General features: G+C 73.9%; 11 protein-coding genes. 3 read left to right on the top strand and 8 right to left on the bottom strand.

The window, feature by feature from the left end; all coding sequences use genetic code 11:
• Positions 1-25: 25 nt before the first annotated feature.
• Entirely contained in the window at positions 26-1,771 is a 1,746-nt protein-coding gene (locus ACSNOC_RS17495; RefSeq protein ID WP_436748399.1) for a VanW family protein, read from the bottom strand.
• Between the two features lie 158 nt (positions 1,772-1,929).
• On the opposite strand from ACSNOC_RS17495, the gene ACSNOC_RS17490 reads away from it, so the two are divergent.
• Complete coding sequence (locus tag ACSNOC_RS17490; protein WP_436748398.1) at positions 1,930-3,660, top strand: SpoIIE family protein phosphatase; 1,731 nt, start codon at positions 1,930-1,932, stop codon at positions 3,658-3,660.
• On the opposite strand, the gene ACSNOC_RS17485 is transcribed toward ACSNOC_RS17490, so the two are convergent.
• A complete protein-coding gene (locus tag ACSNOC_RS17485; RefSeq protein ID WP_436748397.1) occupies positions 3,618-4,085 on the bottom strand; it encodes an ATP-binding protein in 468 nt (155 codons plus the stop codon). The two genes, ACSNOC_RS17490 and ACSNOC_RS17485, sit on opposite strands and share 43 nt — an antisense overlap.
• Before the next feature lie 194 nt (positions 4,086-4,279).
• Between ACSNOC_RS17485 and ACSNOC_RS17480 the strand changes: the two genes are divergently transcribed.
• On the top strand, positions 4,280-5,137 hold the full coding sequence (locus ACSNOC_RS17480) for a helix-turn-helix domain-containing protein (protein ID WP_436748396.1): 858 nt from the start codon (positions 4,280-4,282) through the stop codon (positions 5,135-5,137).
• Between the two features lie 5 nt (positions 5,138-5,142).
• On the top strand, positions 5,143-5,382 hold the full coding sequence (locus tag ACSNOC_RS17475; RefSeq protein WP_436748395.1) for a DUF397 domain-containing protein: 240 nt from the start codon (positions 5,143-5,145) through the stop codon (positions 5,380-5,382).
• Between the two features lie 103 nt (positions 5,383-5,485).
• Here the strand turns inward: ACSNOC_RS17475 and ACSNOC_RS17470 are convergent, their stop codons facing one another.
• From ACSNOC_RS17470 to ACSNOC_RS17445, 6 genes are all read right to left on the bottom strand, one after another.
• Positions 5,486-6,994, bottom strand: a complete 1,509-nt coding sequence (locus ACSNOC_RS17470; protein ID WP_436748416.1) for an MDR family MFS transporter — start codon at positions 6,992-6,994, stop codon at positions 5,486-5,488.
• 195 nt (positions 6,995-7,189) lie between these two features.
• Positions 7,190-7,912: an SDR family NAD(P)-dependent oxidoreductase gene (locus tag ACSNOC_RS17465; RefSeq protein WP_436748394.1), complete on the bottom strand. Its 723-nt coding sequence runs from the start codon at positions 7,910-7,912 to the stop codon at positions 7,190-7,192.
• Between the two features lie 362 nt (positions 7,913-8,274).
• Positions 8,275-9,471, bottom strand: coding sequence for a glycosyltransferase family 4 protein (locus ACSNOC_RS17460; RefSeq protein WP_436748393.1), 1,197 nt, complete (start codon positions 9,469-9,471; stop codon positions 8,275-8,277).
• A 10-nt stretch (positions 9,472-9,481) separates the two neighbouring features.
• Entirely contained in the window at positions 9,482-9,925 is a 444-nt protein-coding gene (locus tag ACSNOC_RS17455) for a hypothetical protein (protein ID WP_436748392.1), read from the bottom strand.
• Positions 9,922-10,830, bottom strand: coding sequence for a sulfotransferase family protein (locus tag ACSNOC_RS17450; protein ID WP_436748391.1), 909 nt, complete (start codon positions 10,828-10,830; stop codon positions 9,922-9,924). Before ACSNOC_RS17450 ends, ACSNOC_RS17455 begins: the two co-directional genes overlap by 4 nt.
• A 180-nt stretch (positions 10,831-11,010) precedes the next feature.
• On the bottom strand, positions 11,011-11,205 hold a 195-nt coding region (locus ACSNOC_RS17445), incomplete at its 5' end, for a hypothetical protein (protein ID WP_436748390.1).

Raw genomic sequence — 11,205 nt, 5'->3', positions numbered from 1 at the left:
AGGCGGCCTCTGCGAAGACGGGCCCCTAGCCCTCGGCCGGGCAGACGACTTCGTCGCGCGGCACGTAGTGGGTGCGGAACGTCTCGCGGCCGACCTCCTGGCCGCCGTCGACCAGGATCCGGTCCACCTCGACGTCGAAGCCCTCCATCGGCGGCTGCGGCACGCAGTCCTCGCCCTCGCCCTCCCGGCGCTCCGGCTCCTCGATGTTCTCGCGCGGGCCGGTCTCGGCGCGGACCTCGTCGTACCGCTTGGTGCCGAGGAAGGAGACGGTCACGGAGGTGTCGGTGGCCTCGGCGACGACGTAGATGGCGTTGCCCGAGTCGTTCACCCAGCGCAGGTCCAGGCTGCCCCAGGCGACGGTGGCCTCCCGGCCCTCCGGGTACCGCTCGATGTAGAACGAGTGCGCTCCGTACTCGACGGGGTCGACGCCCGCGAAGAACACCGCGTTGAACATGGTGGTGGCCACCGCCGAGACGCCGCCGCCCGGCGCCTGCTGGTAGGTGTCGTCGAGGATGATGATGCCGTCGACGAAGCCGTTCTCCTCGGTGCGCTCCCCGACCGTCCCGTTGAAGCTCCACTCCTCGCCGGGCAGCACCACCGAGCCGTTGATCAGCTCGGCGGCCCGGCCGATGTTGGTGGTGCGGTAGGGGGCGGGGTCGAAGTTCACCGTGAAGCTGGACATCTGCTCCACGATCCCGAGGTCCCGGTAGTTGTCGGCGGTCAGCTCGGGCTCGACCTCCTCGGTCTCCACGGCGGCGGTGCGGGCGGCCTCGCCGCGCCCGGTCAGCAGCGGCAGCACCGTCTCGCCGAGCCCGTCGGTGACCACGCGGGTGCCCGGGGCGCCGTCGGAGGCGGCGACCACCTCGGCGCCCTCCAGGCGCAGCGTGGCGTCCGTGGGCTCGGTGCCCGCCTCCTCGAACGCGTCGGCCAGCCGCTCGTCCCCGGCCAGGCCCTCGCCGTCCAGCTCAGGTTCGAGCCGGCCCCCGTCGTCGGCGGTCATGGTCAGGTGGTCGCCGACGACCTCGGGCGGGAGCGTGATCCGCTCCTCGCCCGCCGTCAGCACCACCGGTCCCGACATGGCGGGCTCGGCGAACTCCGACACGGCCCGCTCGACGTCGTCCTCGCCGGTGACGGGCTCGGCCTGGCGCACCGGCAGCGTCAGCGGCCCGCCGTCCGCGAGGAAGCCCTCGCGCAGCAGGTCGAGGGAGTCGTTCACCTCCAGCTCGGCGCCGGGGCGCGGCTCGGTGACGGAGACCTCGCCGTCGTCGAACGCCACCGCGCCCTCCCGGACGGTGGTGGCGGACTCCTCGGCCAGCGCGGTCAGCTCGGAGCGGCCGGCCTCCTCGTCCTGCCGCACCACCGGCTCCAGCTCGCCGCCGCCCGCGCCGAAGAGGCTGCCGAAGAATCCGGGCTCGTCGGCCTTGTCGACGGTGGCCTCGATGTCGATGGTCAGCCCGGCCTCGACGGGGTCCAGCTCGTGGACGTCCTCGCCGTCCTCGCCGATCACCACCTCGATCGGCTCGGTCCTGGTCCAGGCCAGCTCGGCGGTGAGCTTGTCGCGCGCCTCCTCGGCGGACAGGCCGCCGATGTCGACGCCCTGGACGGTGGTCCCGTCCGCGATCTCGCCGCCGACGAGCAGCGAGCCGATCAGATACAGTCCGCCGAGGCTCAGCATGGCCCCGCCCGCGAGCACGGCGGGGCGCCGGGTGACGGCGGCGTGGTGGCGCGGTATGTGCGGCGGCTCGGCCGGAGGCGGCGAATAGGCGGCCACGGGGCTCCCTCGGAAAGACGGCGCGGGATGCGCGCGAGGACGAGTCGAGACTAACCAACTGCGAGCGTCGCACGGAAATGCGACGTTTGGGCGACATAGACGTACGATGAACGGGAAAAGCGGCATATCTCACTAAGTGGACGATCTGTGGGTGCGGCATGAGCGAACGGAAGGGTGCGCCGACCGCCGTACCGCTGCCGGAGGACTGGCCGGCCACCCCGGGCACCTGCCTCGCGCTGAACAGGGCGGGCACCTTCGACTGGGATCTCGACAGCGGCCTGCTCCACGTCGACGACTCCGCCCTCGCGGTCCTCGGCCTGCCCCCCGAGGAGTACGACTCCCGGCCGGAGACCCTCTCCGCCCACCTCCCCGACGACGAGGCGGCCCGCCTCGACGCGGTGCTGAACCGGGCGCTCGGCGACGGCAGCGAGGCGTGCGGCACGTACTTCCGGGTCCGCCACCGCGACGGCCGGCTCCGGTGGGCCCACACCGAGGCCCGCATCCGGCGCGACGCCGAGGGCCGGCCGCGGCGGGTCCTGGGCGTGATGCGGGACGCGGAGGCCGAGCTGGCGGAGGCCGCCGACCGCGACGTGTTCGACGAGGAGCGCCGCCGCCGGGCGACGCTGGTGGAGACGACCTCCAGCGCCCTGGCCGAGGCCAGGACCGTGCCCGAGGTCGCGGACGCGCTGGCCCGGCTGAGCGGGTTGCGCAGGCTCGGCGTCGTCGAGGTGATGGTCGGGCTGGTGGAGACCGGGCGCATCCACACGATCTCCGGGACCCGCACCGAGCACCGCGTCCCCGACCTGGAGTACACGCGGATCGACGAGCGGCTCCCGATGAGCGAGGCCGTGCGGACCGGGCGCCCGTGCTTCATCACCTCGCGCGAGGAGTTCGCCGCGCGCTTCCCCGCGCTGTGGCGCCACGTCGCCCACCGGAACGTGACCGCCGCCGCCTATCTGCCGCTCACCACGCACGGCGCGCCGCTGGGCGGGCTGGGCCTGCTGTACCGGCGCAAGGCCGAGTTCTCCCGCGAGGAGCGGGACCTGCTCTCGGCGCTCGGCACCGGCGTCTCCCAGAGCCTGCAGCGGGCCACGCTGATGGAGCAGGAGCACGACCTGGCCGAGAACCTCCAGCAGGCCATGCTCCCGCGCCGGGTGCCGCACGTGCCGGGCGCCGAGATCGCCGTCCGGTACCGCTCGGCCCGGCTCGGCCGGGACATCGGCGGCGACTGGTACGACGTGATCCGGCTGCCGGGCGGCGGGGTGGCGGCGGTCATCGGCGATGTCCAGGGCCACGACACGCACGCCACCACCGTCATGGGCCAGCTCCGGATCGTGCTGCGCGCCTACGCCGCAGAGGGCCACGCGGCCGACGCGGTCATGGCGCACGCCTCGGCGTTCCTGAGCGACCTGGACACCGAGCGGTTCGCCACCTGCCTGTACGCCGAGCACGACCCGGCGACGGGCCGGCTGCGGATCGTGCGGGCGGGCCACCTGCCGCCGCTGGTCCGCGCGCCCGGCGAGGCCAGCCGGCTGCTGGACGTGGACGGCACGCTGCCCCTCGGGCTCGCGGGGGCGGCCCGGGCGGACTACCCCGTTTCCGAGCTGGCGCTGGGACCGGGGGAGACGCTGCTGATGTGCACCGACGGCCTCATCGAGCGGCCCGGCTGGGACCCCGACGAGGGCATGCGGCTACTGGCCGAGATGCTGGGCAACGGGCCGGAGGACCTGGAGAGCCTGGCCGACTGGATGTCCGAGGTGCGCGGTCCAGGGCCCGACGAGGACGACATGGCGCTGGTCCTGCTCCGCCGGGTCCGCGCCGGGGCCCCGGCGGAGGCGGCCGGGCGTCAGGGCCGCAGCTCGGCCCACACCGTGCAGCCCGCGTTCTGATCGGGACACAGCACGCCCCACCGGGCCGCCAGCGCGTCCAGCAGCATCAGGCCGCGGCCGTTCTCGGCGTCGGCGCTCGGCCGGCGCGGCGCCGCCCGCCGGTCGAGGCCGCAGCCCTCGTCGGCCACCTCGATGCGCAGCCGGTCCAGGCGGGGAGTGGCCTCCAGACGACAGGTGACCATGTGACTGTCCGTGTGCAGAATCGCGTTGGTGACCAGCTCCGAGATCACTAGCCGGGCGGTGTCCCTGGTCTCCTGGGGCAGTCCCCAGTGATCGAGTCGCCGGTCGACGCGGCTCCGGGCGGTCGCCACGGATTCCGCGAGCGCCGGGAGGGCGAAGCGCTCACCCTGTCTGGGGGTCCGCGCCGCGGGGGCCGGTGCGGGACGGGTGAGCGGCGTCGTGCCGTGAAGCGGGAACACGGGCATGGTCGCCTTCCGGGGTGCCGAGGGCATGGGGGTGGACCGGGTCGCTCGTCAACTATGCGCACGCATGTGCGCATAACGCAAGCGGAGTTCTGCAATTCGCAAAAAGACAAATGACCTTTGTCGTTGCCGCTACCCCGTGTGGCAGACTGCTGCCAGGAGTTGGCGGTCACCAACTCGGTTGTGAGGGAGGCGGCGTGGCAGAGGCACGGTCGGGGCCGACCGTGGGACAGATCGTCCTCGGGCTGCGCCTGCGCGACTTGCGCGAACGGGCCGGTTGTTCCTTCGCCGACGCGGCGCAGGCGCTGAGCGTGAACACCACGACGGTGCGCCGCATGGAGAAGGCCGAGGTCGGTCTCAAACCGCTCTACGTGAAGGCCCTGCTGGAGCGTTACGGCGTGCCGCGCGCCGAGGCCGACTCGTTCCTGCTGCTGGTCAACGAGGCCAACCGGCCCGGCTGGTGGCACCGCTTCCGCGACGTGCTCCCCGACTGGTTCGGCCTCTACGTGAGCCTGGAGGGCGAGGCCAGCCTCATCAGGGCGTACGAACCCCACTGCGTGCCGGGCCTGTTGCAGACCGAGGACTACGCGCGGGCCCTGCTGCGCACCGGATTCCCCAACGCCCCACAGGAGGAGATCGCGCGCCGCGTCGCCCTGCGCATGGAGCGTCAGGAGTTGCTCTCCCGGTCGCGGGCGCCCCTGCTGTGGGCGGTGATCGAGGAGGGGGTGCTGCGCCGGCGGGTCGGCGGACCGGCCGTCATGCGGGCGCAGATCGACCGGCTGATCGAGGCGACGTCGCTGCCCAACGTCACGCTGCAGATCATGCCGTTCAGCGCCGGTCCGCATCCCGGCATGTTCGGGCCGTTCCAGCTCTTCCGGTTCGAGATCCCGGAGCTGCCCGACATCATCTACGCCGAGAGCCTGACCGGCGCGGTCTACCTCGACGAGCGGCCCGACACCGTGGCCTATCTGGAGGTCCTGGACCGCATGGGTGCGCAGGCCGCACCGGTTCACGACACCGAGGCGGTCCTCGGTGCGATTCGCAAGGAGCTCTGACCCGCATGAGAGACGACATATACAACGGCATGCCGGCCAGGAACCTCGGCAGCGAGGGCTGGCTGAAGCCGTGGAGCGGTACCAACGGCGGCAACTGCGTCGAGGCCCTGAAGCTGGCGGACGGCCGGGTCGCGCTGCGCCAGTCGACCGACCCCGACGGGCCCGCGCTGATCTACACGCAGTCGGAGATCGAGTCGTTCATCCGCGGGGCCAAGCGCGGCGAGGCGGACTTCCTGCTCGCCTGAGCCCGCCGACGCGAAGGCCCCCGGACCGCCGGCCGACCGCCCGCGGACCCGGGGGCCTCGTCCTTTCCGGCGTCCTGTCCGGCGTCCGGCCCGGGCCGCCGCCTCAGGCCCGGGTGCGCAGGGCGGTCTCCTTCACGAGAAGCGTGATCAGCAGGGCCAGCGCAGCGACGGGCGCGGCGTACAGGAAGAGATCCGCGATGCCGTGCCCGTACGCGTCCTCCACCACCGTGCGCAGCGGCGCGGGCAGCGCGCCCACGTCCGGGATGCCCCGCCCGGCGGCGTCCCCGGACGCGGCTCCGGCGCCGGGGGCCGCCGGGCCCAGCCCGGCCGTCCCCTCCCGGGTGTAGCCGCCGACGCGCACGGCGAGCACCGCGCCGAGCACCGAGACGCCGACCGCGCCGCCCAGCGAGCGGGCGAACGCGACCACCGAGCTGGCCGCGCCCAGGTCCCGCGCCTCCACCACGTTCTGCGTGGCCAGCACCAGGTTCTGCAGCAGCATCCCGACCCCGGCGCCCAGCAGCCCCATGGCGAGCGCGATCCGCCCGTACGGGGTGTCGTACCGCATCGTGCCCAGCAGCACCGCCCCGGCGGTGAGGAACGCGCCGCCGATGACCAGCCAGTGCTTCCAGCGCCCGGTGCGGGTGATGAGCTGCCCGGAGACGGTGGAGGACAGGAACATGCCGCCGATGAACGGGATCGTCATGATCCCCGCCATGGTGGCGCTCTGGCCGCGCGCGAGCTGGAAGAACTGGCTGAAGAACACGGTGCCGCTGAGCATCAGCACGCCGACGAGCAGCGAGGCGAGCGAGGTGAGGGCGATCGTGCGGTCGCGGAACAGCCGCAGCGGGATGACCGGGTCGCTCGCCCGCGCCTCGTTGAGCAGGAACAGCGCGCCCAGCGCGACCGCGCCGCCGGTCATGGCGGCGGTCTGCCAGGACAGCCACGGGAAGCGGTCGCCCGCCAGCGTCACCCAGATCAGCAGCAGCGAGATGGCGGCGCTGATCAGCAGCGCCCCGGCCCAGTCGATCCGCACCGCGTGCCGGGTGACCGGCAGTCGCAGGGTGCGCTGGAGCACGACCAGGGCGGCGAGCGCCACCGGGACCCCGATCAGGAAGCACCAGCGCCAGCCCAGCCACGGCGTGTCGGTGATGACACCGCCGACCAGCGGCCCGCTGACGGTCGCCAGGGCGAACGTCGCCCCCAGGTAGCCGCTGTACCGGCCGCGTTCGCGCGGCGGGATCATGGCGGCCAGGATGATCTGCGACAGGCCGACCAGGCCGCCGACCCCGACGCCCTGCACGACGCGGACCGCGATCAGCATCGCGGGGCTCTGCGAGAGCCCGGCGACCACCGAGCCGGCGGCGTAGATCCCCAGCGCCGCCTGGATGAGCACCTTCTTGCTGAAGAGATCGGCCAGCTTCCCCCACAGCGGCATCGAGGCCGTCATGGCCAGCAGCGTCGCGGTGACGACCCAGGTGTACGCCGACTGGCCGCCGCCCAGGTCCCCGATGATCCGGGGCAGCGCGGTGGTGACGATGGTGGAGGAGAGGATGGCGGCGAACATGCCGAGCAGCAGCCCGGACAGCGCCCGCATGATCTCCGGGTGCGTCATCGCGGGCGGCGCGGCGGGCGGAACGCCGGGCGGGTGCGTCGGCCGGCGGCGTATCGGGGCGGGCGTCTCGGTGCTCCGGCTGGTAGGCAAACGGGTTCCCTGTCGGGTGACGTGCTGCTGCGCTGGGGGATCTCCCGGTCCGACGATACGATGAAGTTGCTTAGTACACGTAACGAGGTGGCGAAATCTTTACCGCTACCAGGGGATCGGCTCCCGGTCGCGGAAGAAACCGCCGGTCGGACCGCCGTCCGGGAGCGTGGCCAGCCACACGGCCGTGTCCGCCCCCTGCGCCGGGGTCCTGGGGGCCGCCGGACCGCCCATGTCGGTGGCCACCCAGCCCGGACACACCGCGTTCACCAGCACCCGGCCGCCCGACTCCGCCGCGACCGTCTTGGTCAGCGCGTTCATCCCGGCCTTCGCCACCCCGTACGCGCCCGGCCCCGGCACCCGGTCGCCGCTGATCGCGCCGCTGCCGGAGGAGACGTTCACCACGCGCCCCCAGCCGCGCCGCCGCATCCCGGGCACGAACGCCCGGCACGTGCGCCACGCCCCCAGCACGTGGATCGCCAGCGTCCCGGCCATCACCTCCTCGTCCACCGACAGCAGCGGCTCGACCGGGTAGTTCCCCGCGTTGTTCACCAGCACGTCCACCGTGACGCCCCGCGCGGCCAGCCGCCCGGCGAGCGCCGTCACCGAGGCCGCGTCCGCCACGTCCAGGTGCTCCGCCTCCACCGTCCCGCCCGTTTCACGCGCCAGCCGTTCCGCCGCCGCCCGCCCGGCGTCCGGGTGCCGCGCCGTCGCCAGCACCCGCGCCCCGCGCTCGGCGAGGCCGCGGGCGATCTCGAAGCCGATGCCGCGGTTCGCCCCCGTCACCAGGGCCCACCGGCCCGCCACATCCGCCGCTTCCTCCGCCGCCATGTCCGTCCCTTCCCGTCCCTCCGGCGTCCCGCGGGCCGCCACCGGGCACGCTTCCCGGCCCCCCGATTCTTCCCCGCCGCGCCCACGGCCCTCGCGAGCGGCGCGGGCGGCCGGGCGCCGGGCGGCTGCCCGCCGCCCGGGCCGGAGGCGGCGGGCCGTCTCGCGCCGGCGGTCGGCCAGGTCTTCGCCGGTCACCTGGTCACCGCCGCCGCGGCGTGCCGGCTCGGCACGGTGCGACGGACGGCGACGTCCTGCCCGCTCACGGGCGGTTCGCCGTCCCCGTCCCGTCCGCGCTGGTGCCGTGCGCCCCCGGCCTGCCGGGGCTTCCGCAGGAGGGACGTCCTCCCCGACGCCGGAACTCCCTAGCGGCGGACCGTGCGTGCGGCCATCAGGTCGGTGAACAGCTCGGTCCACCGCTCGCGGATCGCCTCCGGCGCGTACGCCTGCACGGTGGCCAGCGCCGCGTCACCCATCTCGGCGCGCAGGGCCTCGTCGGCCATCAGCCGGCGCATGGCGGCGGCCAGCCCGTCCACGTCCTCCGGGGGCACCAGCAGCCCCTCCTTGCCGTGGGTGAGCACGTCCGCGGGCCCGGTCGGGCAGTCGAAGCTCACCACGGGCAGCCCGTGCGACATCGCCTCCAGCAGCACCATCGGCAGCCCCTCGTGCCGCGAACTCAGCACGAACATCGACGCCTTGGCCATCTCGTCGTCCAGCCGGTCGGTGCTGCCCATCAACAGGACGTGGTTGTAGAGGTGGTGTTTGTCGATGAGCCGGCGGAGCTGCCGGTGCTTGTCCCCGGCGCCGAAAATCCGCAACTGCCAGTCGGGGAACTCCTCGACCGTCCGCGCGAACGCGGGGATCAGCAGATCGAACCCCTTCTGCCAGCGGAGCCGTCCGGCCGCGATGGCGATCCTGCTCGCGCAGGTCGACGGCTTCTGGTCCAGGGAGTGCACGGCGTTGGGGATCCGGACGACGCGGATGCCGGACATCCGGCGCACGTACTCCTCGCGGTCGCGGCTCGTCAGCACGGCGATCGCGTCCAGGCGCGGGTACCAGCGGACGATGGCGGCCCGCAGGTCCGGCTGGTGCGCCGAGAGGTTCACGTGCTCCTGGCCGACCCGGATCACCCCGCCGGTGGCGAACTCGGCGGCCAGGAGGTTCAGCGCGGGCCGGGTGGTGACCAGCACGCCGTCCCGCAGGCCGCCCAGCCAGCCGATGAGGGTCTCCTCGATCCGCCGGTTCATCGCCTTGTGCCCGGCCTCGCTGCGCGGGATGTGCCGGGGCGGCCGACCGGCCGCCCGGTCCGCCCGCCACGCCCGGTACCGGTCCAGCGGCCCGTGCGGCCCGGCCGGGTGCTGCCGGGCCGAACGGCGCAGGTCGGTGAGGGCGCTCAGCCGCACCCGGGGATCGACGGCGAAGTGCGGCTCGTCCCGGCGCCGCAGGACGCTCACCACCTCGACGTCGTGCCCGGCCCCGGCCATCGTGTTGGCCTGGGTGAGCACCGTCCTGATGGTGCCGCCCATGCCGTACGCGTGCAGCAGCAGATAGCGAATCTTCATGGGCCCGGCCTCACTTGACTCTCACTTCGACGGAGAGGTTGTCCTTGAGCGTGTAGTACGGCTTCACCAGCACGCGGCGCGATCCGGTGACGGGCTGTCCGGGGAAGACCATGATCCGCTTCTTGCCCCTGATGTCGTCCAGCAGCCGCCCCACACGCAGCCGTGGCGCCGGGGCGGACGGATCCGGGACGAGGTAGGCGTCCCAGTAGGCGGGGAGCGCGATGCCCTCGGGCGCGAGATCGTCCACGGGCAGCGAGACGTCGAACGCGGATCCGTCCAGCGCGGTGGGGTAATGCAGGCACCGCCCGTCGCCCTCCCTCAGCTCCAGCCGCAGCGCCCACGCGCCGCCTGCCGCGGCGCCGCCCGGTGCCGCGTCGTGGCCGTGGAGGCGGCCGACCAGCCGCAGCCGGCCGTCGCGCGGCCAGACCTGTTCCAGCTCTGCGTGTCCGTTCACGGCGTGTATCCCCAGGCGGCGGCGAGGGGGCGCAGGGCGTCCGGCACCTCGTCGGGCGCGGGCAGCGCGCGCCCCGGCTGGACCCGCCCGGAGCGGATCTTCTCCTTCCAGTCGCCCAGCCCCTTGGCCACGACCCCGGGGTCGTGCTCGCCGTACTCCAGCATCGCGGGCTCCCATTCGACCTCGAGGTAGGAACAGATGCCCTTCAGCGCGGTCGCCGGGTCGTCCGTCAGCTCCTCGTACCGGACGGTGTGCCCGGTCAGGCCGTTCCGGGCGCGCTCCACGGCGTTCATGAAGCGCAGCGCGTCGAGCGCCGCCTCCTCCGGGCCGCGCCGCCCCGGGTCGGCCTCGTGCCAGGAACGGGCGACGGAGGCCGGGTGCCGCAGGAGGAAGAGGAACCGCGCGTCCGGCCAGCAGGCGGCCAGGCGCTTGTGGGCGAAGGCGTTGCCGGGGGTCTTCTCGACGATGAACGACTTCCCGGACTTCGTCAGCTCCCGGTGCATCAGCCGGTCCCACAGCAGATGTTCGGCGTCGCCGCGGTCGAGACCGAGGGCGGCGAGGGACTTCTCCGCGAGGCCGGTGGCGAAATGGACTTCGAGGCGGCGGAAGTGCAGCTCGTGCGGGGCGTGGAGGCGCGAGTGCCCGTTGAGCATCATGCGCAGCAGCGTGGAGCCGGAACGGACGGGCGCGATGATGAACACCGGCCGCCGCAGCAGCCGGTCGACCCGCGGATCGCCCGGTGGCCGCACGACGGCGGCGGGCTGTGCCCGCCCCAGCGGCACCGGCCGGGCGGGCCGCGGCGCGGGGGCGGCGACGGGGACGGGGACGGCCCCGGGCCGGACCCGCCGGACCTGGAACCCGGTGGCGGAGCCGAGGGCGGCGTTGATTTTGTGCAGCAGTGTCATGGCGTACGAGGCTAAACATCGGTGAGGGGGCGAATTCACCGCTGTTCATGCCCCGGAAATACCGCCGGAGAGGATGTCGCGCCTGCCGGAAGGGGCTTCCGCAAATTCCGCGGGCCGAGCCGATTTCACTCGCCGGAGTGAAGCGGATTTCCCCACGAGCCGCCCGCCCGGGCGCGCGGCTCATTCACCGCGGCGGGCGTCCGCGCGGACGGTGGAGCCGCGTGAGAACGCGTCGCCCGCGGGCGCGCCTCCCGCGCCGCCTGCTTCCCCGGTCCGGTCCGGCAGGCGCGGGGGCCGTCGTCGCCTGCCGGTGGTGGCGGTGGACGCGTCCTGTCCGCCCCCGGGCAGGGCCTCGGGCGGGCCTGCCCCGGGGGC

The sequence above is a fragment of the Streptomyces sp. URMC 129 genome, assembly GCF_051386415.1.
Lineage (GTDB): Bacteria > Actinomycetota > Actinomycetes > Streptomycetales > Streptomycetaceae > Streptomyces.
The sequence above is the reverse complement of the archived record's forward strand: the minus strand, read 5'-3'. Positions and strand labels throughout refer to the sequence as shown.